This window comes from Sulfurovum lithotrophicum (assembly GCF_000987835.1).
Lineage (GTDB): Bacteria > Campylobacterota > Campylobacteria > Campylobacterales > Sulfurovaceae > Sulfurovum > Sulfurovum lithotrophicum.
The window spans coordinates 669,350-694,762 of the sequence record NZ_CP011308.1 but is presented as its reverse complement, the minus strand read 5'-3'; the positions used below and the strand labels follow the sequence as shown (position 1 = coordinate 694,762).

30 protein-coding genes are annotated in these 25,413 nt (G+C 45.1%); 4 read left to right on the top strand and 26 right to left on the bottom strand.

Annotated elements, in window-relative coordinates; all coding sequences use genetic code 11:
* The 17 genes from YH65_RS03380 to fabD all read right to left on the bottom strand — a co-directional run bounded on the left by YH65_RS03380 (position 1) and on the right by fabD (position 15,025).
* Positions 1 to 1,110: a nitronate monooxygenase gene (locus YH65_RS03380; RefSeq protein WP_046550630.1), complete on the bottom strand. Its 1,110-nt coding sequence runs from the start codon at positions 1,108 to 1,110 to the stop codon at positions 1 to 3.
* Entirely contained in the window at positions 1,110 to 2,309 is a 1,200-nt protein-coding gene (gene tyrS, locus YH65_RS03375; RefSeq protein WP_046550629.1) for a tyrosine--tRNA ligase, read from the bottom strand. The genes YH65_RS03380 and tyrS overlap by 1 nt, the downstream gene beginning before the upstream one ends.
* 24 nt (positions 2,310 to 2,333) lie before the next feature.
* Positions 2,334 to 4,487, bottom strand: a complete 2,154-nt coding sequence (locus YH65_RS03370; protein ID WP_046550628.1) for a RelA/SpoT family protein — start codon at positions 4,485 to 4,487, stop codon at positions 2,334 to 2,336.
* Between the two features lie 6 nt (positions 4,488 to 4,493).
* Positions 4,494 to 4,700: a DNA-directed RNA polymerase subunit omega gene (locus YH65_RS03365; protein WP_046550627.1), complete on the bottom strand. Its 207-nt coding sequence runs from the start codon at positions 4,698 to 4,700 to the stop codon at positions 4,494 to 4,496.
* Between the two features lie 126 nt (positions 4,701 to 4,826).
* Complete coding sequence (pyrH, locus tag YH65_RS03360) at positions 4,827 to 5,534, bottom strand: UMP kinase (RefSeq protein ID WP_046550626.1); 708 nt, start codon at positions 5,532 to 5,534, stop codon at positions 4,827 to 4,829.
* Between the two features lie 56 nt (positions 5,535 to 5,590).
* The gene (locus YH65_RS03355) at positions 5,591 to 6,973 is read right to left on the bottom strand and encodes a murein hydrolase activator EnvC family protein (RefSeq protein WP_046550625.1); all 1,383 of its coding nucleotides are present in this window, start codon (positions 6,971 to 6,973) and stop codon (positions 5,591 to 5,593) included.
* Positions 6,970 to 7,785, bottom strand: coding sequence for a hypothetical protein (locus YH65_RS03350; RefSeq protein ID WP_046550624.1), 816 nt, complete (start codon positions 7,783 to 7,785; stop codon positions 6,970 to 6,972). The genes YH65_RS03355 and YH65_RS03350 overlap by 4 nt, the downstream gene beginning before the upstream one ends.
* Positions 7,772 to 8,446: a cell division ATP-binding protein FtsE gene (locus tag YH65_RS03345; RefSeq protein ID WP_046550623.1), complete on the bottom strand. Its 675-nt coding sequence runs from the start codon at positions 8,444 to 8,446 to the stop codon at positions 7,772 to 7,774. The genes YH65_RS03350 and YH65_RS03345 overlap by 14 nt, the downstream gene beginning before the upstream one ends.
* On the bottom strand, positions 8,439 to 9,626 hold the full coding sequence (trmB, locus tag YH65_RS03340) for a tRNA (guanosine(46)-N7)-methyltransferase TrmB (protein ID WP_046550622.1): 1,188 nt from the start codon (positions 9,624 to 9,626) through the stop codon (positions 8,439 to 8,441). The genes YH65_RS03345 and trmB overlap by 8 nt, the downstream gene beginning before the upstream one ends.
* 16 nt (positions 9,627 to 9,642) lie before the next feature.
* On the bottom strand, positions 9,643 to 10,320 hold the full coding sequence (locus YH65_RS03335) for a fibronectin type III domain-containing protein (RefSeq protein ID WP_245609219.1): 678 nt from the start codon (positions 10,318 to 10,320) through the stop codon (positions 9,643 to 9,645).
* The gene (locus YH65_RS03330) at positions 10,271 to 11,224 is read right to left on the bottom strand and encodes an RluA family pseudouridine synthase (protein ID WP_046550621.1); all 954 of its coding nucleotides are present in this window, start codon (positions 11,222 to 11,224) and stop codon (positions 10,271 to 10,273) included. The genes YH65_RS03335 and YH65_RS03330 overlap by 50 nt, the downstream gene beginning before the upstream one ends.
* Entirely contained in the window at positions 11,221 to 11,742 is a 522-nt protein-coding gene (locus tag YH65_RS03325; RefSeq protein WP_245609218.1) for a hypothetical protein, read from the bottom strand. Before YH65_RS03325 ends, YH65_RS03330 begins: the two co-directional genes overlap by 4 nt.
* Before the next feature lie 20 nt (positions 11,743 to 11,762).
* A complete protein-coding gene (locus YH65_RS03320) occupies positions 11,763 to 12,092 on the bottom strand; it encodes a helix-turn-helix domain-containing protein (protein ID WP_046550619.1) in 330 nt (109 codons plus the stop codon).
* A 118-nt stretch (positions 12,093 to 12,210) separates the two neighbouring features.
* A complete protein-coding gene (locus tag YH65_RS03315) occupies positions 12,211 to 12,465 on the bottom strand; it encodes a hypothetical protein (RefSeq protein WP_046550618.1) in 255 nt (84 codons plus the stop codon).
* A gap of 67 nt (positions 12,466 to 12,532) precedes the next feature.
* Positions 12,533 to 13,342, bottom strand: coding sequence for a tRNA 2-thiocytidine biosynthesis TtcA family protein (locus tag YH65_RS03310; RefSeq protein ID WP_046550617.1), 810 nt, complete (start codon positions 13,340 to 13,342; stop codon positions 12,533 to 12,535).
* 2 nt (positions 13,343 to 13,344) lie between these two features.
* On the bottom strand, positions 13,345 to 14,079 hold the full coding sequence (locus YH65_RS03305) for a 5'-methylthioadenosine/adenosylhomocysteine nucleosidase (protein ID WP_046550616.1): 735 nt from the start codon (positions 14,077 to 14,079) through the stop codon (positions 13,345 to 13,347).
* Between the two features lies 1 nt (position 14,080).
* Complete coding sequence (gene fabD / locus YH65_RS03300) at positions 14,081 to 15,025, bottom strand: ACP S-malonyltransferase (protein WP_046550615.1); 945 nt, start codon at positions 15,023 to 15,025, stop codon at positions 14,081 to 14,083.
* 113 nt (positions 15,026 to 15,138) lie between these two features.
* Between fabD and rd the strand changes: the two genes are divergently transcribed.
* Complete coding sequence (gene rd, locus YH65_RS03295) at positions 15,139 to 15,306, top strand: rubredoxin (protein WP_046550614.1); 168 nt, start codon at positions 15,139 to 15,141, stop codon at positions 15,304 to 15,306.
* A gap of 3 nt (positions 15,307 to 15,309) precedes the next feature.
* On the opposite strand, the gene YH65_RS03290 is transcribed toward rd, so the two are convergent.
* The 3 genes from YH65_RS03290 to YH65_RS03280 form a co-directional block, all read right to left on the bottom strand.
* Positions 15,310 to 16,626, bottom strand: a complete 1,317-nt coding sequence (locus tag YH65_RS03290; protein WP_046550613.1) for a hypothetical protein — start codon at positions 16,624 to 16,626, stop codon at positions 15,310 to 15,312.
* 198 nt (positions 16,627 to 16,824) lie between these two features.
* Positions 16,825 to 17,331, bottom strand: coding sequence for an FKBP-type peptidyl-prolyl cis-trans isomerase (locus tag YH65_RS03285; RefSeq protein WP_046550612.1), 507 nt, complete (start codon positions 17,329 to 17,331; stop codon positions 16,825 to 16,827).
* 72 nt (positions 17,332 to 17,403) lie between these two features.
* Complete coding sequence (locus YH65_RS03280; protein WP_046550611.1) at positions 17,404 to 18,636, bottom strand: glutamate-5-semialdehyde dehydrogenase; 1,233 nt, start codon at positions 18,634 to 18,636, stop codon at positions 17,404 to 17,406.
* 116 nt (positions 18,637 to 18,752) lie between these two features.
* Here YH65_RS03280 and YH65_RS03275 point away from each other — a divergent pair, with 116 nt between their 5' ends.
* Positions 18,753 to 19,511 carry a pyrroline-5-carboxylate reductase gene (locus YH65_RS03275; protein ID WP_046552000.1) on the top strand — a complete coding sequence of 253 codons (759 nt, stop codon included), beginning with the start codon at positions 18,753 to 18,755 and terminating at the stop codon, positions 19,509 to 19,511.
* Between the two features lie 2 nt (positions 19,512 to 19,513).
* Here the strand turns inward: YH65_RS03275 and YH65_RS03270 are convergent, their stop codons facing one another.
* Genes YH65_RS03270 through tolB form a run of 3 tightly spaced genes read right to left on the bottom strand, consistent with a single transcriptional unit; the run spans position 19,514 to position 22,148 of the window.
* Complete coding sequence (locus tag YH65_RS03270; protein WP_046550610.1) at positions 19,514 to 20,362, bottom strand: tetratricopeptide repeat protein; 849 nt, start codon at positions 20,360 to 20,362, stop codon at positions 19,514 to 19,516.
* A 6-nt stretch (positions 20,363 to 20,368) separates the two neighbouring features.
* Positions 20,369 to 20,887 (bottom strand): OmpA family protein, encoded by a 519-nt coding sequence (locus tag YH65_RS03265; RefSeq protein ID WP_046550609.1) that lies wholly within the window; start codon positions 20,885 to 20,887, stop codon positions 20,369 to 20,371.
* Positions 20,888 to 20,909: 22 nt separating this feature from the next.
* On the bottom strand, positions 20,910 to 22,148 hold the full coding sequence (tolB, locus tag YH65_RS03260) for a Tol-Pal system protein TolB (protein ID WP_046550608.1): 1,239 nt from the start codon (positions 22,146 to 22,148) through the stop codon (positions 20,910 to 20,912).
* Positions 22,149 to 22,311: 163 nt separating this feature from the next.
* On the opposite strand from tolB, the gene amrA reads away from it, so the two are divergent.
* The gene (gene amrA, locus YH65_RS03255; RefSeq protein ID WP_046550607.1) at positions 22,312 to 22,866 is read left to right on the top strand and encodes an AmmeMemoRadiSam system protein A; all 555 of its coding nucleotides are present in this window, start codon (positions 22,312 to 22,314) and stop codon (positions 22,864 to 22,866) included.
* Entirely contained in the window at positions 22,866 to 23,684 is an 819-nt protein-coding gene (amrB, locus tag YH65_RS03250; RefSeq protein WP_046550606.1) for an AmmeMemoRadiSam system protein B, read from the top strand. The genes amrA and amrB overlap by 1 nt, the downstream gene beginning before the upstream one ends.
* Here amrB and YH65_RS03245 read toward each other — a convergent pair.
* From YH65_RS03245 to YH65_RS03235, 3 genes are read right to left on the bottom strand one after another with little or no spacing between them, the layout of a single operon-like run.
* Complete coding sequence (locus YH65_RS03245; RefSeq protein ID WP_046550605.1) at positions 23,674 to 24,450, bottom strand: TonB C-terminal domain-containing protein; 777 nt, start codon at positions 24,448 to 24,450, stop codon at positions 23,674 to 23,676. The two genes, amrB and YH65_RS03245, sit on opposite strands and share 11 nt — an antisense overlap.
* Positions 24,447 to 24,833 carry a biopolymer transporter ExbD gene (locus YH65_RS03240; RefSeq protein ID WP_046550604.1) on the bottom strand — a complete coding sequence of 129 codons (387 nt, stop codon included), beginning with the start codon at positions 24,831 to 24,833 and terminating at the stop codon, positions 24,447 to 24,449. Before YH65_RS03240 ends, YH65_RS03245 begins: the two co-directional genes overlap by 4 nt.
* A 7-nt stretch (positions 24,834 to 24,840) precedes the next feature.
* Positions 24,841 to 25,413 (bottom strand): MotA/TolQ/ExbB proton channel family protein, encoded by a 573-nt coding sequence (locus tag YH65_RS03235; protein ID WP_046550603.1) that lies wholly within the window; start codon positions 25,411 to 25,413, stop codon positions 24,841 to 24,843.

Here is a 25,413-nt window from a genome sequence, read left to right as displayed (position 1 = left end):
CTATTTCTCTTCTCCGTTCATCAGTTTATCCATCAGTTTTTTGACAGTGATGATCTCATTGAGTCTATAGCCGTTGGCACCGGTAAAGAAAAGTCCCGTCTCTGCGATACCATCGTAAGCATCCGAAAGCCTGTCGGCGATACAGTATCCCACGATCTTCGCTTCCTCACCACGATGGCAAGGCGTGACACAGTTGGAAATACAGGCAATTTTTGGTGCCGTTCCCTCTTCAATACGCTTATGGAGTTCCGTTCTCACACCGCGCGCAGGGTAGCCTACAGGCGATTTGAACAGTTTGATCGTATCTTCAGTAGAGTCTATAATAACCTGTTTCATGACCTGACTGGCATCACACTCTACCGTACCGATGAAACGTGTCCCCATCTGCACCGCAGACGCACCGAGTTCCATCATTCTTACGATATCATCATGATCCCAGACACCTCCGGCAGCGATTACAGGAATATCACCCCACTCTTTCGCCTCTTCCACTACAGGAGGGAGGATCGCCTCAAGCTGGTTCTCAGGTAGAAAACACTCTTCGTATTTAAAGCCCTGATGCCCACCACTGAGCGGCCCTTCTACAATAACCGCATCGGGTAACCTGTTATGTGTCTTTTTCCATCTTCTGCAGAGAATACGAAGTGCCTTGGCTGTAGAGACAATGGGCACAAGTGCAACCTCCGGGTAATCTTTGGCTGCATCCGGCATGGTCAAAGGCAGACCCGCACCGGTGATAATAATATCGGCACCGGCTTTGCAGGCATCCTGTACCACACGGTCATACTCGCTCTGTGCGTACAATATATTTGCAGCCAAAGGTGCATCACCACATATCTCTCTGGCATTCTCAAAAATATGTTTAAGTGCATTGAATGAATAGAAATTGATCGCTTCAAGCGGTCTGTGATCTTTTCCAACCATCTCATTTCCATGCAAATACTTTCTGTTCTTGTATACCCCTGTTCCTACAGCAGAGATCACGCCGAGTCCTCCCTCTCTGGAGACGTTCCCTGCCAACTGGTCCCAAGAGATACCTACACCCATTCCACCCTGTATGATCGGTTTCTCGATCGTATACTTTCCGATCTTAAATGGTTTGAACAACATTACTTCACCTTCACTTTCGCAAATTTTCTTTTTCCTACCTGGAGGATATACTCTCCCGCTTCCAGGTTCATCTTCTCATCGGAGATCTTCTCCTGATCTATCCGTACCGCACCCTGTTTAATATCTCTTCTTGCCTGGGAAGTAGAAGGTTCTATACCCGCATCCACCAGGGCTTTACATATCCAGATCCCCTCTTCCGCCTCGATCTCGTTTATATCAGAAGGCAGCTGGTTGGCTTTGAAGACATTGTCAAACTCTTCTTTGGCAAGTGTAGCCAACTCTTTATTATAGAATCTTGTGACCAGTTCGAGTGCAAGATTCTCTTTCGCTGTTTTAGGGTGGAGTTTCCCCTGAGCTACATCCTGCTTCATCTGTGCAATCTCTTCAAGTGGTCTCTCACTCAGAAGCTCGTAATAGCGCCACATCAATTCATCGGAGACAGAAAGCGTCTTGGCATAGATATCTTTTGGTTCTTCCGTGATACCGATGTAATTGTTAAGCGACTTGCTCATCTTCTGTACACCGTCAAGCCCTTCGAGGATCGGCATCATCAGGACAGCCTGTTCTTTATCTATCTCATAGGCACGCTGAAGGAATCTACCCATCAGCAGGTTAAATTTCTGGTCCGTTCCGCCGATCTCAATGTCACTTTGCAGCTCTACAGAATCATAGCCCTGAAGCAGAGGATAGATGAATTCAGAGATAGAGATGCTTTTTCCGCTCTTATAGCGTTTCTCAAAATCATCACGTTCAAGCATACGTGCCACATTGAAAGTCGTTGTCAAAGAAACCATACCCGCCGCGCCCAGCGCTTCAAGCCAGGTCGAGTTGAATACCACATCTGTTTTACTTTTATCAAGTATGTTGAAGACCTGGTCCTGGTAGGTCTGTGCATTCTCAAGAATTGTCGTTCTGTCAAGGACCTTTCTTGTTTCACTCTTCCCTGTCGGGTCACCGATCATCGCAGTAAAATCACCAATGAGCAGCTGTATACGTGCGCCGTGCTTCTGGAAGGCTTTGAGCTTTTGCAGGAGGACAGTATGCCCAAGGTGCAGATCGGCTCCGGTAGGGTCAAAGCCTGCTTTGACCGTATACGTTGTACCGTCTTCATAATACTTCGAGACCAACTTTTCGATACGCTCCATATCGATAATCTCCGCGGTACCTCTGCTTATCTCTTCCAACGCCTGCTCTACCATTTCTTTCCTTCTTCTTTTGATCTTTTATTTATTGTACGCATCGTCAAGACTGACGATGTCGATGAGTTTGAATTTCTGTGTCAGTTTCTCTTTGAGAACACTGCGTTTGCTTTCACTGCTTTCCACTTCGAGCTGGCAATACTCGGCACTCTCGGAACTCTGTATACCCAGTTCAATACTGATGACATTTAAGTCCAGCCGTGTCAGTTTCGTCAGCATATCCGCAAGCGCGCCCTTCTGGTTCTGCAGGCTGATGATCAGCCTGTAGCGCGACATCTTGGAGAAACGCCAGTCCACATGGACCATCGCCTCGCCCGCCTTGATCTTGGCATAGGCATGCTTGCATAATTTATGGTGTATAATAGCCTTACTGTCCTTATAAAACGCAACAATCTGGTCCCCTACTTTTGGATGGCAGCAGTAATCGAACTCTACTCCGTCCAGCGGCTTGTTGGTATAGAACCTGAAATGCTCAATCTCTTTGAGTTTCGGTACCTTGTAGCCCCGTTTCAGCAGCTCCCAGAAACGTACCTCTTTTTCTCCCATATAGTCAGCGACCTTATGGATCACATCTTTGTAGTATGAAAGGTGCGAAGGAAGTTTATGTATCGAATCCTGCAGACCCATACGCTGTATCAGCAGTCTGATCTTATCGGGATGCCGCGAGAAAAGTGTCCCCAATATATTATAAGCACTGAGAGTATCTACCTCTTTGATCCGCGCCCTGCAGTGACTGCGTATCCCCTCTTTGGCTTTGGAGGTCTTGACCGTATCGAGCCAGGAGCAGTGCAGGTGTGGTTCATCATCTTTCAATATCTTGACAATATCACCATTCTTAAGTACCGTCAGAAGCGAAGACTTGTGCTTGTTAACCAGAGCACCGGTCGCATTGGCCCCCACTTCCGAGTGTATGGCATAGGCAAAATCAAGTGCCACGGAACCTTTGGGAAGAGTGAAGTAGTCCCCTTTGGGAGAAAAGACCGTAATATCTTCGGAGAAAAGGTCCGATTTGGCCAGTTCATAGAACTCTTCGATCGATTCATTCTGGAAATGCAGACTCTCCAGCCATTCAAGGTTCACACTGTCCGCACCGTCCTTGTACTTCCAGTGTGCTGCGACACCGTACTCTGCCAGTCTGTGCATATCTACGGTACGTATTTGTGCCTCTACGATCCCCTCTTCGTTGAAAAGTGTCGTATGTATCGTTTTGTAACCGTTCTCTTTTGGAATAGCGATATAATCTTTAAAACGGGAGATCAGCGGTGTAAAGTTCAGGTGCATCAGCCCAAGTACCCGATAACACTCGATAGGTTCTTTGACAATAATGCGGATTGCCAGCAGATCAAGTACCTCATCGATGCTCACACCCTTGCGATGCATCTTCAGGTAGATAGAGTAGTAGTGCTTGACCCTGCCGATGATCTCGAAATCCTTGTCGGAGAATCCGTCTTTGTTCATGGTGTCTTTCACTCTGTGGATGAATGCATTAAGTTTGAATTGCAGGTTCTGTGCATTGTTTTGAATATAGGTATCGATTTTTTTATAATCATCCGGGTAGATGTAAAAGAAGCTCAGGTCTTCCAGACTGTTCTTCAGACGCGAAATACCCAACCTGTGTGCAATAGGTGCATAGACCACCAGTGTCTCTTCAGCAATACGTTTCTGTTTTTCGGGAGGAAGGGCATCCAGGGTTAGCATATTATGCAAACGGTCACAGAGTTTGATGACCAGCACCCGTATATCTTTGATCGAAGCGATAAGCATCTTTCTGAAGGTAAGTGCAGAGTTGATCAGCCGCTCATCGGATCCGAACGGTACCAGCTCTTCATCACGTATTTCAACGATCTTCGTCAATCCCCCGACCATATGGGCAATATCGTCTCCGAACTGCTTTCTTATGTCCTCGATGTCAAATGGAGTATCTTCCACTACGTCATGCAGCAATGCCGCCTGTACCATGGTTTCATCATTGGAAAAAGCCGCAGTGATAGCTGCGACCAGAATGGGGTGTACGATGTAAGGCTCACCGCTTTTTCGCTTCTGTCCGTCATGGGCCGTCATTGCAAGCTCAAGGGCTTTGATTGTGGAAGGGAGGGGATGTGGAATCTGTGCCCACAGAAGTGCTTTCGCTTCTTCTATGCTGTGTATGTTCTTAGCTTTCGATAAAAAAGCGTCCAAGGTGTTTTAGCCTTCTAAACTTACAGTGATCTTACCTTCAGCAATCTCTCTGAGTGCGATGTCGGTATATTTCATATCACTTGTATCGTAATCCAACAGCACCTCGGCACCGTTGGCGATCTTCTCAGCTCTTTTACCTACGGCATTTGCCAAAAGATATTTGTCGAAATTTACTTTTTCCAGTGCTTTCGCAGTCAGTTGTTCTGTTCTCATTTTAATCCTTCAAAAAATATTTTGTTTTAATTCCTGTCTTCTGTGTAATGTGACACGTCGCATAAGTCAACTACTGAAGTTGATACAGCATCAGCATAGTCAATATGGGGGTTTTCCCATTTGGCGCTATTTTACAATAGAACAGAGGCTCATGTCGCCTTTCATGATCGCAAGGAGATTTCCCTCTTCGAACATATTGCATACCACGATAGGCAGGCTGTTCTCTCTTGCCAAAGCAATAGAGGTATCGTCCATTACCTTGATATCTTTGGTCAAGGCCTGCTCATAACTCAACGTATCAAGCTTGACAGCATCGTCGAACTTGTTAGGGTCCCTGTCGTACACACCGTCCACTTTGGTCGCTTTGATAAGCATCTCAGCCTCTATCTCGGATGCCCTGAGCGTTGCAGCCGTATCTGTTGTGAAGTACGGGTTACCTGTACCGCCTGCAAAGATAACGACACGCCCTTTTTCAAGGTGTCTTCTCGCACGTCTGACGATGAAGGCTTCACCTATCTCATGCATGTCGATCGCCGACTGCAGCCTCGCCTCAAGCCCGATATGCTCCAAAGCTTCCTGGATCGCCACTCCGTTGATCACGGTCGCAAGCATACCCATGTAGTCCCCGGACGTTCGCTTGATAATCCCGTCAGCCGCCGCACTCACACCGCGAATGATGTTTCCACCGCCCACAACGATCGCCACTTCCATGCCGGCATCTACCAGTGCCTTGATCTCGTTAGCAATGAACTTGAGGATCTTGGTATCGATACCATACCCCTCTTTACCTGCCAATGCTTCACCGGAAAACTTTACCAATACTCTTTTTGTCACAAGCACACCCCTGTATATAATTTCGCGATTATATCCAAAAGAGGTTTAGGAGGGGGTTAAAGTCGTATCAGCTTGAGAGGATTGATATGTTTGGAATTCTTAGTCGCCTGGAACATCAGTTTTTTACTGACTTTTCCGATCACATATCCCTTTTTGATCTTACGGCCCACTTTGATGTTGGGTGCGATCTTCGAAAGCCCGGCATAGACTGTGTGCATCTTGCCGCTGTGTGCTACAACGACCACTTTCCCAAGCATACTGCTCTTCCCGGCGAACACCACTTTTCCGTTAAGAACATTCTGAACCTTCGCTGAGGAACCTGGTGCCTGAAGTGTAATACCTTCATTGAAGATCTTGATCTTGTAAACCGGATCGACATAGGTTCCGAACTTCTTGATGACCCTTGCACCCCTAATGGGAGGGATTGTCTTCCCGCCACGATAGGCCGCCACTTTTTCCTGCTTGTAGGAGGAGTTTACCTGACGTACCCGTTCACTCTGTTTTTTGGATTTCAGCTCAACCTCTTTGACCTCTTTTGCCGCATTTTTGGCAGCCAGGCGTGCCTGCTTCTTCGCTTCTTCCGTTTTAGCTCTTTTGAGCGCTGCTTTGGCTTTTCTGGCCTTGGCACGTGCCAGCTCCTTCTCTTTTCTTATGCGTCTTTTTCTCTCTTTTTCCAGACGGATGGCCTCTTTTCTTGCTTCGGCACGCCTGCGGGCCTCTTCCACCTCTTTTTTATGCAAAATATTCAGTTCGGCCAGCGTCGCACGCAGGTTATTCTGCCTGTCTTCAATCTTTGCGAGCCTGGCATTGTATTTCTCTTCATCGGCTGCCAGCTTTTTCAAGAGCTTCTCTTTTGCCTTTTTTTTCTGCGTATACAACTTGCGTTTTTTGATGATGCGCGCTATCTCACTCTGTGTCTTCTTTTGGAGAGCAAGTTTTTCTTTTTTCCGTTTGCGCAGTACCGAAATATCTTTTTTCAGTACTTCCAGTTCCTGATCATTGAGCTTTTTGTATGCTTTGTATATCTCCTGCGAAATAATGGAATCACGCGTTGGTTCATATTTGGCCTGCTTCATGGCAAAGATGACGGAAAACTGTTCGGAAAGCAGTGAAATGAACTGTTTGTGTTTTTTTTCCAATTCTTTACTGGTCTTCTCAAGCGCTTTTTTCGATGAAACAAGCTCTTTTTGGAGTACTTCATAGCGTGTCTCGTTCTTACTCTGCTCCACTTCGAGTTCCTCTATTTTTTTGCTCAGTACAGCGATCTCTTTTTCTGCCGCCTTGATATCCTGGGCAATTTTCCCAAGCCGTCTGCTGGTCTTTTTTTTATTTTTGACAATCGTCGTAAGGTCTTTTTTGGATTTTTTAATCTTCGTTGTCGTAGAAGCACCCCAAAGCAGTGCTGAGATAACGAAAAAAGAGAGCAGTAGAAGTCTCACTCCTCCACTCCACTACTTGAGAATACGACAGAGTAGACTGATATCAGTACAATGATCAGTGCAGACCCCAGCAGGACAGCAAGGTCGCTCAACCTGAAAAGATCTTCCTGGTTCTTCATCATAATATCTATACCGCTTTTTGCCGCCCACTCAAACTTGATATACAAAAAGATCATTGCAGTGATGAATGTTGCCACAATAGCATCGGCGATAGCTACTTTAAAAAGCACACCCGAACGCAGCATCAGCGGGGCACCGAAGATCTCCATGACCTGCATACGGCGTTTGTGTGCATATTTCCATATCTCCATCTGCTTGATGATCAGGAGTAAACTGACCACTCCCATGAAACCGATAAAAAGCTTCAGTGTAAATTTGATGAAAGAGAAGAGACGATATGCCGAACTGTAACTGCTTCCGAATGTCTCCACCCTTTGAATATCGTTGCTTGATTCAAGGTCATTCTTGATCTTGTCAAGTTCGGATGTGTGCAGGTAGGAATCAAGCCCGATATTGTAAAAATACGGCAGGGCTTTGAGGATCTCTTTTTTGTTACTGTTATTGATCCCCTTGACAATGTCACTGACCACCGCTTCACGCTTGATCTTCTCGGAACTGGCGATATGCGCATTGAGCGCTTTGAAATCATTAAAAGTCATAGGCTTTTTGGAGACAACGAACATCGTATACCCTTCTTTGAGCCCTTTTTCATAGGAGTCCGTCGTTCTGTCAAACACAAGGTAGAACTCTATACCGAGCAGAATCGCCATCAGCGGCAGTATGAACATGAGATGGTTTTTAATGAACTTCATAAACACCCTTGCTTTCGATGATGAAATGTCTGTACGGCAGAGAGAAGATCGTCGGAATTTTGTGTGTCACAACCAGCACGGTCGTCTCAAGCTGCTGGCAGGCATTCTCCATAAGGTCCCAGATCACGTTGGAAGAGTAGTCGTCAAGGTTGCCGGTAGGCTCATCGGCAAGTATCACGACCGGGTTCTTCGCCAGTGCCCTTGCCACCCCCACACGCTGCTGCTCACCACCGCTCAGCTCCAAGGGGAACTTGTCGGCATGTTCGGAGAGTTTGACGTGTTTGAGCAGCCTTTGCGCCTGAGTATTCTGTACATCTACAGAGTAACCCGCAATCATCAGGGGCAGTACCACGTTCTTCGCCACCGTCCACTCGTTGACCAGTTTATAGTCCTGAAAGATGATCCCCAGGTGAGTGCGCAGTTCCTGAAGTTTCCCTGTACTGATATTGGCCAGGTCAAGCCCTCCGACAATGAGATTTCCCTCTGTAGGCTTCAGCGCACCGTAAAGTGCTTTGAGCAGTGTCGATTTCCCGGAACCGCTCGGACCGGTAATGAAAACGAACTCTCCCTTTTTAATGCTGAAACCGGCATTTTTAATGATCTCTTTTTTGCCGTCGTCATACGCCAGTGTAAGATGGGAAGCATTGATGACATTAGACATTGTTTTCCTTTTGTGTCAAGAGTTCTATGATCTTCTGATGTGCGGCATAATTGACCGTGGTCTTTACCGGTTGGGAGGCAAAATATCTGCTGTCATTCTCTTCGACCAGTATGTATTTGTGTTCAGGCCTGTCGAAACTGCCGAAGGCACATTTGACAAGCAATGCGTTATTCCCCACCTTGTAGCTGCGTTCGAAATGCACGAAATACCCATCGAAGACCAAAGCTTTTTTTTGCAGGAATTCTTCCAGATTTGGTGTATATTTTACACTAGTAAAATTAAAGTCTATGCGCAGGTCCCTCTCGTCGGAATCTTCACTGCATTTTACATAGACATCGTAGATGTCCTTCTCCTGTTTCCGCCATCTCGCCTCATATTTGCTGGTGACTTCAAGGGCTTCATTCTTGCGTATCTCCACCTCGGTCTTCGGTACGGCAAAAAAGGTTTCAAGCGCATACCAGAAATACTTGTCACTGTCAGTCCTTAGTTCCAGTCTGCCGCCTCTGCGCAGTACCCGCATCGACTCGGCAAGGAAACTCGGAGAGATCACACGTCTGTGCGGTTTTTTGTCCCATGGTACGGGAAAGTGGACGAAGATCTGCTCACATTTGTTGGATGGCAGCATTTCCAGAAAGAGCCTGGCATCATAATTGACCACCCAGATATTCTCCAGTCCCTGCAGTTCTATCTGTCGCAGTACCTGCTGCGCGGAAGGGGTATGTATCTCAAGCCCTATGAAGAGCGTATCGGGGTTTTTCTGTGCCTGATAGAGCAGATGCCGCCCCGAACCGAAACCCACCTCAACGGAGATCTTCTCTTTGGGATATGCGATCGTTTCAAAATCCTCGATCTTTTTGAAGTACTCCGATGCCAGAGGCGGTTTCCCGTTTGAGAGTGCGATATTCGAGCTGAGAATTTCCAGCCCAAGTTCCTTTGAAACTTTGTCCAAAGCCTCTTTGAGAAGGTTAACCTTCAAAGGACGTGTCACTTTGTCGTATTTGACCAAAGTAGCTTTATTGTCAGGTTTTATCTGAAGCAGAAATTCTTCTCCCCCATGCTCCACGCCGATGATCTCATCGTCCCCTTTCAAGGCCTTGGCACGAAAGGTCATGATGGAACTGTCGGGCAGTTTTTCTTCTATTGCTGCACTGTCGAAAGGTTTTACTTTTAAATGTGGCATGGCTTTTCCTGATGTTTTAGAGTGTTATACGGGCGACCTGGCTCGGACTGGACTTGATACCCTCATAGCTTTTGGCGATGATGCGGTAGGCATAAGTGTTGCCTCCGCGTACCAGTGTATCGATATACTCCGCCATCAGCACGCCTTCAACCTGCGCCATGAACCGCCACTCTCCGCCATTGACCGATCTTTCAATGATATAACTGCTGATCTTGTCACTGGGGTGCGGTCGCCAAAGCAGTTTGACCGCTGTCGGTCCTGCCTTATATGCTTTCAGGAACGAGACCGGTGCAAAAGTGGGTTTCGTCCGCACTTCAACCCTTGTCCCCGGTGTGGATTCTTTTCCAAAAGAGAAGGTAGTGAACTTGTAGACATATCGTCTGTCCGGTTTTACATGCGTATCGACAAAATGCGTAGCATACCGATTGCCTATGCTGCCGACTCGCCTGAACTCCCTTCCTTCGGGGTCTTTGGTGTCGGGAGATTTTCTGTAAACATTGATGCCGTGTACCTTGTCATTTTTGATCGTATCCCATTCGAAACCGACGGAACTCATCATCGGAAGCGTCCGTACGGTTCCGAGCGAGGGCAGGCTGGGGTCTTTGCCGTAGACCATCAATCCCTTGATGGCGGAACCGCAGCCGCTAAAGGTCAGTAAAGCGAGAGCCCAGAGTAAGAGGATCGATTTTTTCATCTATATCACTTTGATCAAAATATTTGGATAAATACAGTTTCATATCGTCAAAAAGCGGAGCAACGAACTCCATTCTTTTACCGGTGACCGGGTGGATAAGATACAACAGATATGCATGCAGATAAACTCTTGGAATTTTATCTCTTTTGCTCTTAAAACCGTATAAATCATCGCCCAGTATGTGCCGTCCCAGCGTATTGAGGTGAACACGTATCTGATGGGTTCTTCCCGTAAAAAGTTTTGCGGCGATCAACTCAACATCATGCATGGATGTCAACAGTTTTTTAAAAGCCGTTTTCGCCGGTTTTCCATGCGGTACAACATCCATTTTCAGTCTGTTATGCGGGTTGCGTCCTATGGGCTTGTCGACGACCACATCCTCTTTGAGAAAATGGTCTATCAGCGCCAGATAATACCGCCCCATACTCTTGTCCTGCAGCTGCTCGCTGAGCATCTCGTGCACTTTATTGTCCTTGGCAATCACCAGCGCACCCGTCGTCTCTTTGTCAATGCGGTGCACGATACCGTGGCGCTCTTCCCCCGAAATAGTAGAGAGCGAGATCCCCTTTTTCACCAGCCAGTCCACCAGTGTAGGCTCTTTCACTGAAGGAGCAGGATGCACCACCAGTCCACTGGGCTTGTTCACCACCATGAGATACTCATCTTCATACAGTATCTCGACGTCAAAGTCTATCTCAACAGGCTCACGTTTCTCAGCCTCTTTGAATTTATATGAAATTTCATTACCCTCTACAACCTTGAAACTGGTTTTAGTGACAACTTTTCCATTCACTGAAACCAAACCATCTTTCACAAGTTTTTCAACCTGGTTGCGGCTTACGTCTAATTCTGTAGCTAGTATTTTGTCTATACGACCTGAGGTTTTTATTTTAAATAAATTCATTTTTCTTCTTTTGCATTATTTTCAAATATAGTGTATTTCTCATGCATACCTTCATTCAAAGACCACACTCTAATAGACTCCATATCAAAATCATTTGCCTGTGCCACCCATACTGCTTGTTCTAAAGATTGTGTATCACCCCAATGATAGTAAGCTGCCAATCTATCTTTAATACAATCAGTCGGTGTCAATAATTTTAATATACCCGTTTCACTTTTTCGTGTAGCAATCTTTTCAACAGGTGCATCCTCTACCCCTAAAGGACCTCTGGGGAATTCTATGAAAAAAGATGTATCATCATGAACAAAATAACGCTTCATACTATATTCTCTAAATCCTAATTTTTCCATAATTTCTTTTATTTTTCTATGTCCCCCGTTATATCTATCGATAAGATCAATATCATCAGAAGTATATCGTCCATGACTATAGAGTTCAACACAGCAACCGCCGGAAAGTACTGTATCTATCCCTTCATTTTCCAAAGCTGTACATACATATGCTGCCAATTCTTCCATGTTCATCTCTTTTACAGACTTCATAAAGGCTTGCCTGTACGCCTGGGTCGTTTACGTGAGATAAGAAGTCTCTCTTGCTCTTTCGGCTCATAGTATGCTCTTGCTTTTTCAAGCAGAGAAATGAGTTCATCTTTAAAAGCATAACGTGGGTTCATCATAAACAACCTTGTTCTACCCACTGTCTTACTTACCAAAACACCACCCAGTTCTAGTCGTTCAAGTTGTTTTTGTATTGGGTCTATACTGCTCTCATAAAAATCTGCTATCTCTTTAGCATACCCCTCACCTCTAGCTAAGATATATTGTAACACACGCTCACGATTCTTAGAACCAAAAAGTTCTTCTAACATTTTATCCTACTTTATAGGTGTTATAACCTACTAACTATATTTTATTACCTATATTATAGGTTTTTAATATTCTTTTGTCAAGTTATTTATAGAAGTATATTGTTTTAAATAGCTTCTTTCATTCATTTTCTTCATTTAGATACACCAAACATAAATCAATCAAAGTCAACATTCTAAAAAAGAAATAATTAGTATGATTACTAGTTAATTCAAGTTTGTTTTGTTCATGATGACGAATACGATAATCGTTTCCTATGCTCGTCAATTTCTTAAATTCATCTTTTATAAAATCTTTATCAAAATCTTTAGAAATTATCTCAACTATTTTAGCTGCTGATTTATTTTTATCATTTTTGGAAGTTGTGTAGAACAAGATAATAATTTGGACTTTTAGTGGGACTGAAAGTCTCCACTTCCGGAGAGCAACATAGGTAAAGAGCTTAGTCCTCTTTATCTATATCATTCCTATCCCAACGCTCTGGGTCAAGAAAAGTATCATCATGGATATGTTTAAACGAAGCTTTGAACATTTTAAAAATGTCTTTATTCTCAGCTTCAAGTCCTGCCAGCCATGCTTTTGTTGAAGCTCTGGCATGCGGCATTTTCACATCTTTCAGCATGGCAGGGCAGGCTTCGTCTCCTATGACTTGAAGGTTATTGTCATCCGCGAAAGCTCTTAGCTGTGATTCCCTGGCTTGAATGAGTGGCCGTATAAGATGAAAGCCTCTTCCCGTCTTGTAAATGGGGGCCAGGGCCCTCATGGTACCGTTATAGAACATATTCATAAAAAAACTCTCGACCGTATCGTCAAAATGATGCCCGAGTGCCACTTTGTTGAAGCCTCCCTGCTCCGCAAAGGTATACAGAGCCCCTCTTCTCATACGGGAGAAGTAGGAACAGAAAGAGGAATTTTCACGGATGGTATCATGTGAGATCTCAAAGATATTGGTATCGTACACCGTATGTTTAATGCCGTACTCTTCACAGTGTTTTGAGAGAAATTCGTAATGTTCATCTGGCATACCGTACTTGACGGTACAGGCTTCAAACTCAAAACGGAAAGGTGCATGCCTCTGTATATGCTTGAGCCCATGGACCAAAGCCAGAGAATCTTTTCCTCCGCTCAGGCCTACAAGGACCCTGTCACCTTCACCTATGAGTCTGAACTCTGCATTGGTCTTTCCGATGACCTTGAGGAGTTTTTTGCTCATTTTGAGCTGTGGTGTAAATCTACTGTCTCTTTGGGACATACTCATGCCTGTTCAGCTACAAGTTTTTCCAACATTGCCATAATGAAACTACTGCTAACCTGTGAAGAATGTTTGAGGAATTCATCGAAATCAAAAGTTGCATCGGTATCGGCTGCATCGCTGATAGCCCGAAGGACAAAGAAGGGAACGTTGAGTGCGTCACATACTACAGCAACCGATGCTCCTTCCATTTCAAGTGCATCAGCATCAAAGGTTTTAGCTATCCACTCTTTTCGTTCGCTGTCCGCAATGAACTGGTCACCCGTTGCGATCACACCTTTTTTCAGATCAATACCTTTTTCATCAGCCACGCTCTTGGCGATACGTATCAAGTTTCTTGAAGGCTCAACATACACCTTGCCTTCAGGTACGTACCCATGGGGATGTCCAAAGGCCGTAATGTCCAGATCATGCTGACACAGTTGCGTCGCAACGATCAGGTCACCGATCTTCAGATCGGGTGAGATCGCTCCGGCCACACCGGTAAAAAGTACCATATCACAGCCGAAATGTTCTATCATCGTCGCTGCGGTCAATGCGGAATTCACTTTACCGATCTTGGAGTATCCAAGTACAATATCAAGATCTTTGTATTTTGCTTCATGGTAGAGATTGTTTCCGTATGTCACATCATTGTGCTTCTTAAAGTATTTCAGCAGCGGTTCATGTTCATTCGTACCCAAGAATGGGTCGACTTCCTCAACCATTGCTCCCATGATTGCGATCTTTTTTGCCATCCTATGCACCCAGCTTTCTGATCTCATCGATCGTTGTTGCAAGGGAGGCCATGTCAGAGACCACAAAATGCGGTTTTTTTGTCGCTTTTCTGTTCAAACCTTTAAGTACCCCGCCGTGACCGAATTCGATATAACAATCAACTTCATCATCAAACTTGGAGATGGACTGTTTGTAGAGTACAGGAGAGACAAGCTGCCTGGGTAGCAGTTCCAACGCCTCTTTTTTGCTGCTGTACTTCTCTGCTGTGACATTCGAGACCACAGGTGCGGTGAACTCGTCTCTGAGTACTTCCTGCAGTTTTTCTGCCAACGGTGCCGTCGCACTTTCAAGTAATGGACAGTGTGATGCCACGGACATATTGAGCAGCATTGCCCTTCTTGCCTTCGCCTCTTTAAGGATCGGCTCAAGTCTTTCCAGATCAGGCTTGATACCTGCTATAACGATCTGACCTTCGGCATTGTAATTGACCGGCCATACTTTCATGCCTGCCGCCCTCTGCTCTTCACAGATCTTCTCTACCACATCATCGGCAAGCCCCAAAGAGACCAGCATACCCACATCCTGACCGGCACAGGCTTCCGCCATGAGTTTACCTCTGAGGTTCACCAGTTCAACTGCATCCGTTACATTTAAAGCACCTACCGATACCAGTGCAGAGAACTCTCCAAGCGAATGTCCAAGCGCATAAACCGGTCTGATAGGCATTTCATCTTCAAACAGCTTATGGGCTATAGAAGATACAAGCAGAATAGCAGGCTGTGTAAATTCTGTTTTCTCAAGATCATCATTCTCTGTAAAAAGCAGTCTCTCAAAATCGATACCCGTTCTGCGGCCGGCATCGGCCACCATCTGCTTTGCTACATCTGAATTGTTAAAGAAATCTTCTCCCATACCTACAGCCTGGGAACCCTGTCCCGGAAATAAAAACGCACATTTTGCTGACATCATAATCCTTTGGATCGAAGTTCTGCACTACACACTGTATCCACAGAGACTTCGTTAAAATATTTAGGTATTTTACCATCTTTTATTGAGAAATCATGCAGAAAGGAATAATTATGAATCAAAAATACATCTGTACCGTGTGTGGCTACATTTACGATCCTGCACTTGGAGATCCCGACTCCGGGATTACTCCGGGAACTGCTTTTGAAGAGTTACAGGATGATTGGGAGTGTCCTGACTGTGGTGTCAGAAAAGAGGATTTTGAACCATACGAGGAGTGAAGATTAGCCTTTAAGGTATTTGTTTATCTCCTTAACAAGTCTCACCAGTTCAAGATGATACTTGTTGACATAGAGCGGCAGGTCTTCCAATTTATCGTACACAAAAAGCATACTGGCCTGTTCTATCACGGCTGTCAAACGCAGTGCACCGATAAATCGTGCCTCTTTCTCCACATCGATAAGGAATTCTTTGGTCTTCCAGATCAATTTATCCTTGACATTGTCCCTGAAAAAGATATCGGAACGTTTGAAATCATCAAGAAAATTTCTTAGCTTTTGTTTGTAATCCATCCCGACTGTTTTTGCATTCTTTAATCCAACTTCAGTATCCAGGACAGGCAGAGAAGGTGTATCTGCCACCTGCTCTGTCACTTTTTTTCTTTCATGCTCTTTTTTCGCCTGCAACACATACTTCTCTGCCTCAAGCAAGCGGTCATAGTTGATATATTTTTTCATATCAATGATTGTTTCAATCGAATCGGAGCGAATCGTTCTATCTAGAACATCATCCTTAAAAAGTTCTATGATCAATTCAAAAATACTCTCCTGCATCACAGGCTTGATCAGGTAAGCCGTTTGAACCTTCGGATGATTGGCTTTTGCCATATTAAAGTTTGCATTCTCTATAATAACATATTTCAAAGAGTGTTTTTTCTGGACACGTTCAATAAGTTCTTCAAGCTTTTCCGTTGCCAAAGCGGCTTCAATAGCCACAATATCATAGCGTGAAAGGTTACTGCCCTGTTTTTTATAGGCTTCCAATCCCACATCCACTTCATAGAGAAAATACCTGAACATTTTTTCGATACTCGCCGCTACTCTTTTTTTGGCACAGATCAGCAATACTTTTTTACCAAGCATTGAGATATCCGGCAGTCTGTAGTGGCGTTGGTTTCCTATATCATCTACCTTCAGAGGCATTTTAATGACAATATCTTCACCTTTCGTTTCGTTCTTATCTATCTCTGCAGAAAGTACTTCAAGACTTTCAGTTAGGCGGTTCTCGATGAAAGTATCTATTTTCATCTCATTGATACCACTTTCCTTTACTGCAAAAGTAACAAGCTCTTCATAGAGGAAATCTTCAGGTGCACTAATAGAAAGGACAACCTCTTTGTTCTCAGTATTCTGTAAAACAAAAGTAAGTACCTGTGTCAAAAGATGCAGAAGAACGTCACTGTTACCTTTTAACTCTTTAGGAACGGTGAGGTCTACATCATAAACAAGTTCTATGTTCTTTTCATTACGTATGACTTCCAGGGAGGAAAAGAGTGTCATCAACAGCATACTGATATCAAACACGTTATCATTTTTTGACATATATTTCCTTTTTCACACGCAATTTTTTATAAATTGCAGGGCATATATAAAGTTAATGATAACAAAAATAGGTGTAAATATCATTGAGTTTTATTCATTTTGAAAATATATTTCGAAGCTTTGCCTGTAAAAAGCTGAAGGTTTTGCAGTGTTCAGTCCGTCTGGCAGAAATGCTTGACGGACTTCTTTATACGGAAATCAGTGTCCGCAGCCACAGCTGCCGTCATCACATTGTTCACCGCCAACCTGACCGGTAGCAGCTTCTTCATCTGTTGCATCTCTTACGTCAAGTACCGTTACTGAGAACATAAGGTCTTTACCCGCCAAAGGATGGTTGAAGTCAACCTGCACTTCTTTGTCGTTGAATGAGGTAACGGTTACCTGTACTGTCTGACCATCTTCGCCTTGTCCGTAAAGTGTCATTCCCTCTTTAAGATCCACACCCTCGAACTGCTCGATAGGCAAAGTTTGTTTCGCTTCAGGGTTCACTTCACCATACGCGTCTGCCGCTTTGACCATGATGTCTCCGCTTTCGCCTTTTTCCATACCTACAAGCGCATTCTCAAGACCCGGGATGATATGCCCTTTACCTGTAATGAACTCGAGTGGCTGTGCACCTTTGTTCGTATCTACGACTTCTGATGAGCCTGCTTCTTTTACTTCGTATTCAATGCCTACGACACTGTTTTCATTTGCAATTGCCATTTATTTTCCTAATATTGAATTTGTGGTATTGTAACCAAGCAAACTTTAGAGGTGCTTAGCTTTTTGGTATTTTTAACGAATTTGTCCCGAACCGTAAATTTTGAATTTGTAAGTTGTCAATCCTTCTATGCCCATCGGTCCCCGTGCATGGAGCTTATTGGTACTGATACCAACCTCCGCACCGAAACCGAAAGCACCGCCATCCGTGAATCGCGTGGAAGCATTCACATAGACCACTGCCGCATCGATACCGTTCAAAAAGGCTTCTGCCGTAGTGATATTCTCCGTGATGATTGCTTCGGAGTGTCCCGAACCATAGCGGACAATATGGTCTATGGCACCCTCGACACTGTCTACCACCCTGATATTGAGTATGTTTGCCAGGTATTCGGTATCGAAATCCACTTCCGTAGCCGGTGCTACTTCTATTATCTCCTGTGTTTCACTGCACCCTTTAAGTTCGGTATGTGCTTCATCGAAAGCTTCTTTCAGCAGAGGCAGTACCTCTTTGGCAATGGCAGCATCGACCAGCAGTGTTTCCATCGCGTTGCAGACTCCCGGTCTCTGTACTTTGGCATTGATGGCGATCCTGATGGCATTCTCCACATTGGCATCTTCATCGATATAGGTATGGCACTGTCCTTTGTCATGCTTGACAACGGGCACGGAAGCATTCTCCGAGACATAACGGATGAGCCCTTCTCCCCCACGCGGGACGATAAGATCGACATACTTGTCCATCTTGATCAGTTTTGCCACCCCTTCACGCGAGGCATCGGGGATCAGGGAAATGAGTGCTTCAGGCAAACCGTTTTGCTTGAGTACTGCTCTTAGGACCTTTGCAATGGCTTCATTGGAATGTTGCGCTTCCTTCCCACCTTTGAGCACACATACATTGGAACTCTTGAAACTCAAAGCTGCCGTATCGGATGTGACATTCGGGCGTGATTCATAAATGATGCCGATCACACCGATAGGCACGGAGACCTTCTCGATCTTTAAACCATCCTCTGTTACCCAGCCGTCAAGTACACGGCCTACAGGCTCTTTGAGTGCAGCTATCTCCTCAACGGCAACCGCCATCCCTTCGACCCTGCTCTCGTCGAGCAGCAGTCTGTCTTTCAGTGCCGGAGTGAGATCGTTTCTGTCCGCATCTTCCATATCCAGTGCATTGGCTTTGAGTATCTCTGCCGTACTGGCTCTGAGTGCCTGCGCCATCTCTTTGAGTATCCTGTTCTTGTCCGCTCCACTGATGCCGGCAAGCACACGGCTTGACGCTTTGGCTTCTTCTAAAAATGCTTCCATTTTTTTGATTCCTTATAAAATAATTGCGGTTATTATACCAAATAAAGATGTGTTGGCAAACGCACCCTACAATTTTATGTGTTATAATTGATCCAATTTAATCTAAGTGAGTTATGATGCAAACAATCACATTCATTGGTAACGGCAATATGGCGCTGAGTATCGCCAAAGGCCTCAAAGGAAAATACAATATCGAAGTAGTAGGCAGAGAGATGGAGAAGCTCGACCGTTTCGAATCCGGTCTTGAGAGCCGGATCGACAAATATCTTCTCGATGGTTTCGATATAACGGATAGAACCATTCTGCTCTGTGTCAAACCTGCCAATGTCGAAGAGGTTGGGAAACAACTTAAAGGAAAGGCCAGAGTACTCTTCTCTGTTCTTGCAGGAACTTCGTTGGAGAAACTGAAAAAACATATTAAAAGCAAAGCGGTCGTCAGGGCTATGCCGAACCTCGCCGCCAGTGTCGGTGCCTCTATGACCACACTGACAGGAGACCACCGCTTCCAAAGAGAGGCGGAATCCCTCCTTGGCGCCGTAGGTGATACTCTCTGGCTCAATTCTGAAAAAGAGATAGATATTGCCACGGCACTGGCCGGTTCCGGACCTGCCTATCTCGCGCTCGTTGCAGAAGCACTGGCCGACGGTGCAGTCAAGCAGGGGCTTAAAAGAGAAGATGCTATGGCTGCCATGCGTGGACTCTTCAACGGATTTGGAAAACTGATCCAGGAAGTACACCCTGCTTTGCTGAAGGATGGCGTGATGAGCCCGGGAGGTACCACTGCTGCAGGCTACGGGGCACTGGAAAAGGGAAATGTACGCTCTGCCTGTATGGATGCCATTGAAGAGGCATACAAACGCACAAAGGAGTTATAGGTTTATAACTTCTCGAGCCTCTTTTTAGCGATCTTCGCACTTTTCTTTCCGCTGTAATTTTCTATGATATTCTCATAAAAAGCTTTTGCCTGTGCTTTATCTCCTGTTTTTTCAAGGGAGACACCGGTATGCAGCAGGAGTGTATCAATGTAGCTCGCCTGGTCGTACAGACCGGCACTCTTTTTAAAATAGAAGATCGCATCATCATACTTTTTCGTATAGTAGGCGATCTCTCCGAGGTAGTAGTTCGATGCGGCAGGCTTGTACCCTTTTGTATCGGTAATCGTGAAACGTTTTTTGGCTTCGTTATAACGTTTTTTATTGAAAAGCCTTACTCCTTCACTGTAAAGTTTGGCATTGGAACTTTTCCCAAGAGAATCACTTTCTGTTGACACGGTACTTTTCTCTTTTTTAGGGGCAACATAACTCCCTTTTGACTTGAGGATCCGCTGTAATTCTTCTTTACTCACATAATTTTCATTGATCCGATCAATCATCGCTCCAAGTTCTTTGAGGAGTGCCGTGTTATCTGTATTGGGAGTATTAGTTTGTGACTGCTGCAGTCTTCCCGGAGCCTGAAGTTCATTAATGGTGATACTCAGCCCTTCCACCAGAGAAGAGAGGCCGTCCATACGCTCTTCAAGCTCTGCTATCCGATGTTTGAGACGGACAATACTGTCCCGGTTTTCGGTGATCACCACTTTAGCCGGTTTTTTACCACGGTTACTGTAACTGTCATCATAGTTTGGTGCATTGTCACGGTTACCATAGACTGACGGCTCTGCCAGGAGCATACCTGTCCCTGCAAGCAAAAGCAGAAGAGAACGGTAAAAAAGCGTATTGTGTCTCATCCCTGATTACCTTGCCAGCCTGAGGTCAACTCTTCTGTTCCTTGCATAACAGCTGTCCGTCGGAGAAGAACATACCGGGTTGCTTTCACCGTAGCTCACCATGACCATTCTTGCCGTATCAACCCCTTCGGCACGCAAAGCATCTTTGACCGCTTTGGCACGCTTGAGGCCCAGTGCATAGTTGTACTCATCGGTACCGAACTCGTCACAGTTCCCCTCTATCTTTATCTTCCCTGATGTTTGGGCCGCTCTGGAGGCATCCGCCGAGATCTTGCTCTGCATTGCTCCCGATATACTGTAGTCGTCAAAAGCAAAATAGACAGAACGAAAGCCATCGGCACTACTGTTGCCCAAACTGCCTTCAGCTCCGCTCTCATTGACTGTCACCGTATCTCCCGTAATTTCCGTAGCGTCCGTAAAGTTATTCTTGCCGCCTGAAGTGCTATTCAGTGTCGGTGCCGTCTGTCCGCACCCGCTCAAAAGCAGTGCCGCAAATACACTTGTTATCCATAGTGTCTGTTTCATTACATATTATCCTTTATTCTCTCTACCAATCAATCGATTGTATCTTTCTGCCGCCCAGAGGGAAAAGCAGACTCTGTGCACTCTCCAAATTGATGTAACCAATCGATGAACTGCTTCCCTGTTGTTTAATATAGAGTACTACCGAGCCGTCTGTCGAAAAACGGGGAAACTGGTTGCTGCCTGTGGTCGTCAGCGGCCGTGAACTGCCTCCATTGGCGGAAGTCAGATAAAGGTTGAATCTGTTCCCTCCAAAAGCATTGCTGCTCTCTCTGCTCGAATAGACTATTTTCGAACCATGCGCATCAACCGCATTGTTGTTACGTCCGTGAAAGACAACCTGCTGTACTGCGGCTGAGCTGATGGATTTCTTGAAGATATTCGCATACCCGAGCCGGTTGGACACAAAGACGATCTGACTGCCGTTGCCTAGATACTTTCCGCTGACATCAATACCGTTGAATTTCGTCACCTTAGTCTTGAAACCCGTAAAGAGACTCATCTCGTAAATATCAGGCTGTCCTTCCGGAGACATGGTCAGGAGTACTTTCCCTCCATCGGGACTGACATCCGAACAGACAATCATCCCCTCCGAGGAAGCGATCTTGCTTTTGGATCCGTTATAGATATTGATCTTGTTCAGTATCGGGACCAATCCGGCATAGGAAGTGTAGTAGAAACTCTTCTGTGTACTGTCTGCCCATTTTGGGAAAAGGTTCAACCCTCCTCTTATGATCACTTTCTGATAGGTAAAGGTATAGTCCGCCAGAAGTATCTCACTGCGTTTAGGTGCCGTATATCTTGCAAAGACCACATATCGGTTGATCCAACCGATATCCGGGTACTTCAGCACCCTGTTGATATCATAGACGGCTTTGTGTACCAAAAAGGGCATTTTCCTGCTATTGTGGATAGCATAACTCTTCTCGAATAGCTGTGAACCATCTGAAGCCTTCAACAGGCGTACTTCGAGTTTCACTCCAGCAGGCTGTGTAAAACGGTACTTGACGATATACTCTTTACTTTTAAGTTCAGGAGAAATGAAGCCTGAAGCAAAATCACCTTTGCGCGGTCTGCTGTCAGCCAGGAAATGGCCGGAGATCTTGAAGTCCGAAAGCAGTATTTTGAAAAGTTTCCCGTTCGAAACCGACGAGCCGTCCACCAGAGCGATACGCGAACGGTGCTCCACATCCTTCTCTATTTTCATGGAAGCATCGACCGCAAAAAGATGCAGGGAAAACAACAGGATCAAAAGATATCTCAAAATTGTTCCTTTTATATAATGTTAAAGTATTTAAAAGTGCATTGTATCAAGGCAGACTTAAAATCTTCATTAATTAATATTAAAGAAAAACTTTAACCAGGTTTCCGGTTATTCTTTTTATGTTAAAATAAAATGTAAAAGATAAAATAAATGGAGGCGAATCATGCAAGAAGTACTAATAGGGCTGGCAAAAGCTGCTATACTCGTTGCACTTAACCAACCTGAGAATTTTGATCTTGAAGGTGTATTAAAAAAATACCCGGAACTCTTAGAGAACGGGGCGGCCTTTGTGACCATCAACAAACGACCCAACGATCAGCTGAGAGGATGCATCGGTTCACTGCAGGCATACCGTCCGCTCTACAAGGATATTATCTCCAATGCGCAGGCGGCAGCCCTGCACGACCCGCGTTTTCCACCGTTGACCCCCGAAGAGCTGAAAGATATCAAAATAGAGGTTTCCATACTCTCCGAGCCCAAGCCGCTGCAGTACAGGGATGTCGAAGACCTCAGAAGCAAGATCGTTCCCATGAAGGACGGTGTTGTTCTCCGTTACGACGGATACCAGGCCACCTACCTGCCGCAGGTATGGGAGCAGCTGCCTAATTTCGATGCTTTCTTCTCTTCTCTGTGCATGAAAGCCGGACTGCCGGGTGACTGCCTCAAACACCATCCCGATATCGAAGTCTATCACGTCACCAAGTATGAGGAGGAGTGATGCCTCAGGGCATACGCAAAGCTGCCGTTGCCGGCTCTTTCTATCCTGAAAGATGCAGAGAGGTCAAGCGTTACATACGGGGATTCAATGCAGCTTTTGACAGGCTCTCCATCAAAAAAGAGATACTTGATATCAGACCTAGAACCGTCATTGTTCCCCATGCCGGCTACATTTACAGCGGTTTTACCGCCAACTTTGCCTACCGGTTCCTGAAGCACACTAAACCCAAACGCATCATTGTCATCGGCCCGAGCCATCACTACTACTTCAAAGGTGTCTCTGCAAGTTATTTTGAAAATTATGAAACCCCCTGCGGTGATATCAAGATCGATACCCCATATCTTTTTGCACTGGCTAAAAAATTCAACATAGGTTTCGACCCTAGAGCACATGAAAAAGAGCACTCCACTGAAGTACAGATGCCTTTTATCAAACACTACTTCCACCAAATAAAGGTCATTGAACTTATCTATGGTGATGTCTCTCCAAAAGAACTCACAATGATCATCACAGCACTGTTGAACAATCCAGACAATGCCGTTGTCATCAGCTCGGACCTGAGCCATTTTTATCCGTTGAAAAAAGCAAAAATGCTGGACAGACATTGCCTGAGAGCCGTAGCCAAGCTTGATCCAAATGAGCTGAAGCAGTGTGAAGCCTGCGGGATCACGGGCATTACAGCAATGATACTTGCGGCTAAAAAACTTGGTCTTTCTTCAAAGCTTCTGGATTACAGTACTTCTGCCAATACAACGCATGATGAAAGTTCGGTTGTGGGGTATATGTCGGCGATGTTTTACAAACCGATCAATCCTTAGCGATGAATTCCGCCTCGAATCTGTAAGGCCGTCCTGCATGGTGCGGGCCGAAACCAATTTCCTGTAACTGTTCGAGGAATTCCCTCAAGCCATGGTTGAAAGCGGGAATGTTAGACTGGGAAACAATACGAAACTCGAAATACCCGCTTGGCTGTATCGTAAGAATGACGGTGGCTTTCTCACCGGCATAGTTACTCTGTGCCGGCCATTCTTCAAGCATTCTCTGTACATGGGCAAAATAGGCATTCTCAACCCCTCTGTCACTCTTTTGCTTTGACTGCAGTGAGGCATTGATACGTTCACTTGCACTCATACTGCTGACCTTGATAAGATCGTTCTTGGATTTTGTTTTAATCGGTTTGTCCGAAACCCGTATGTTCAGTTTTTTCTTTTTGCTCGTCTTTACATTCTTGAAAAGATCTCTTGCCTTCTTTTTAGGCTTGGTAGCATTGATATCTTTTTTTCTGACGATCTTTTTTTTGACCACTTTTTCCTTGATCACTTTTTTATGGGTTGTCTTCTTCTTTTTAGGTTTTGTTTTGGGTTTATGTTTTGGCTTCAGCTTTGGTTTTGCTTTCTTTTTTGGCACAGTCACTTTTTTGGGCGAAGCAAGTGCCACCTGTATGCGGTTTTCATTTTTTTTGACGAAATGCTCTTTTTTGGTCTCATCACGTGTATTGAAATAGAAGATCAACAGGGCGATAACAGTGAAATAGGCAAGAAAAGCCAGTACTCCGGAGATAACGGTGAAAGAGTACTTTGTCATAACGTGATCAGGGAGACCTTCTCGAAGCCTGCAGCCTTGACACTTTTGAGAAGGTACATCACATCTTTGTACTTAAGCTGCTCGTCCGCCCGGATGTAGACTTCGGAGTTTTTATCCATTTTAGCCGATTTGTTGACAAAGTCATCAGCAAAAGTATCCAGGGCATAGGTATCATTGTTCAGATAGATCTTCTGTTTCTTGTCCATTCTGATCGTCAAAGTTCTGGGCTTGTTCACCTTGACTGTCTTGGAACCCTGGGGAAGATCGATCTGTTCCTGAAAATTGATAGTAGGAGCCGTGATCATCAAAATAGCCATTAGTACCAGCATCACATCCACCAGTGGCGTGATATTCAGGTCCGGGTTGTCATCCCAAGAAAACATACGGCTCTCACTCCTCTACCTGGGAAAGGATCACCTCGGATTGTGAGGCAAGCAGTGAGGAAAGTTCATAAGCCTTGCGTTTCAGCATGAGATGAAAGGTATAAGCGAAGATCGCAACAGCGATACCAGCCGCCGTAGCAATGAGTGCCTCAGCGATGGCAGGAGCAACGACTGAAAGCGATGCGCTGGACTGATCTCCCAACTTAGAAAATGTTTCAAGTATACCGATGACCGTACCGAACAGTCCTATGAAAGGCGCAGTCGATGCAATGATGGAGAGCCAGGTAAGCCCTTTGGTGGAGACACGTATGGCATCTGAGGATGCCGCTTCAAGTATCGCTTTGTTAGGTGTGTTCACACGGCTCAAATAAGTAAAAATAAGTGAATTGCTCGCCACTGATTTTGACTGACCTGAATAGAGTGCTTTAAGTGATCTTGATTCTGATTTGATACGTGAATTTAAAATGTAGTACCTGTCCAGAAAGATCCAGAAGGTTATAATGAAGTATCCGGAAAGCAACAGCAGTACGAAAATAGTGATCGCACTGCTGCCAATAAAATAATCAAGGAGAGATCCCAA

Excerpts from the sequence above, each read along its gene's own strand:
- YH65_RS03380 (WP_046550630.1), bottom strand. The coding sequence starts at position 1,110 with ATGTTGTTCAAACCATTTAAGATCGGAAAGTATACGATCGAGAAACCG.
- tyrS (WP_046550629.1), bottom strand. The coding sequence starts at position 2,309 with ATGGTAGAGCAGGCGTTGGAAGAGATAAGCAGAGGTACCGCGGAGATT.
- YH65_RS03365 (WP_046550627.1), bottom strand. The coding sequence starts at position 4,700 with ATGAGAACAGAACAACTGACTGCGAAAGCACTGGAAAAAGTAAATTTC.
- YH65_RS03350 (WP_046550624.1), bottom strand. The coding sequence starts at position 7,785 with ATGAAGTTCATTAAAAACCATCTCATGTTCATACTGCCGCTGATGGCG.
- YH65_RS03345 (WP_046550623.1), bottom strand. The coding sequence starts at position 8,446 with ATGTCTAATGTCATCAATGCTTCCCATCTTACACTGGCGTATGACGAC.
- trmB (WP_046550622.1), bottom strand. The coding sequence starts at position 9,626 with ATGCCACATTTAAAAGTAAAACCTTTCGACAGTGCAGCAATAGAAGAA.
- YH65_RS03335 (WP_245609219.1), bottom strand. The coding sequence starts at position 10,320 with ATGAAAAAATCGATCCTCTTACTCTGGGCTCTCGCTTTACTGACCTTT.
- YH65_RS03330 (WP_046550621.1), bottom strand. The coding sequence starts at position 11,224 with ATGAATTTATTTAAAATAAAAACCTCAGGTCGTATAGACAAAATACTA.
- YH65_RS03325 (WP_245609218.1), bottom strand. The coding sequence starts at position 11,742 with ATGGAAGAATTGGCAGCATATGTATGTACAGCTTTGGAAAATGAAGGG.
- YH65_RS03320 (WP_046550619.1), bottom strand. The coding sequence starts at position 12,092 with ATGTTAGAAGAACTTTTTGGTTCTAAGAATCGTGAGCGTGTGTTACAA.
- YH65_RS03310 (WP_046550617.1), bottom strand. The coding sequence starts at position 13,342 with ATGTCCCAAAGAGACAGTAGATTTACACCACAGCTCAAAATGAGCAAA.
- YH65_RS03305 (WP_046550616.1), bottom strand. The coding sequence starts at position 14,079 with ATGGCAAAAAAGATCGCAATCATGGGAGCAATGGTTGAGGAAGTCGAC.
- fabD (WP_046550615.1), bottom strand. The coding sequence starts at position 15,025 with ATGTCAGCAAAATGTGCGTTTTTATTTCCGGGACAGGGTTCCCAGGCT.
- rd (WP_046550614.1), top strand. The coding sequence starts at position 15,139 with ATGAATCAAAAATACATCTGTACCGTGTGTGGCTACATTTACGATCCT.
- YH65_RS03290 (WP_046550613.1), bottom strand. The coding sequence starts at position 16,626 with ATGTCAAAAAATGATAACGTGTTTGATATCAGTATGCTGTTGATGACA.
- YH65_RS03285 (WP_046550612.1), bottom strand. The coding sequence starts at position 17,331 with ATGGCAATTGCAAATGAAAACAGTGTCGTAGGCATTGAATACGAAGTA.
- YH65_RS03280 (WP_046550611.1), bottom strand. The coding sequence starts at position 18,636 with ATGGAAGCATTTTTAGAAGAAGCCAAAGCGTCAAGCCGTGTGCTTGCC.
- YH65_RS03275 (WP_046552000.1), top strand. The coding sequence starts at position 18,753 with ATGCAAACAATCACATTCATTGGTAACGGCAATATGGCGCTGAGTATC.
- YH65_RS03270 (WP_046550610.1), bottom strand. The coding sequence starts at position 20,362 with ATGAGACACAATACGCTTTTTTACCGTTCTCTTCTGCTTTTGCTTGCA.
- YH65_RS03265 (WP_046550609.1), bottom strand. The coding sequence starts at position 20,887 with ATGAAACAGACACTATGGATAACAAGTGTATTTGCGGCACTGCTTTTG.
- amrA (WP_046550607.1), top strand. The coding sequence starts at position 22,312 with ATGCAAGAAGTACTAATAGGGCTGGCAAAAGCTGCTATACTCGTTGCA.
- amrB (WP_046550606.1), top strand. The coding sequence starts at position 22,866 with ATGCCTCAGGGCATACGCAAAGCTGCCGTTGCCGGCTCTTTCTATCCT.
- YH65_RS03245 (WP_046550605.1), bottom strand. The coding sequence starts at position 24,450 with ATGACAAAGTACTCTTTCACCGTTATCTCCGGAGTACTGGCTTTTCTT.
- YH65_RS03240 (WP_046550604.1), bottom strand. The coding sequence starts at position 24,833 with ATGTTTTCTTGGGATGACAACCCGGACCTGAATATCACGCCACTGGTG.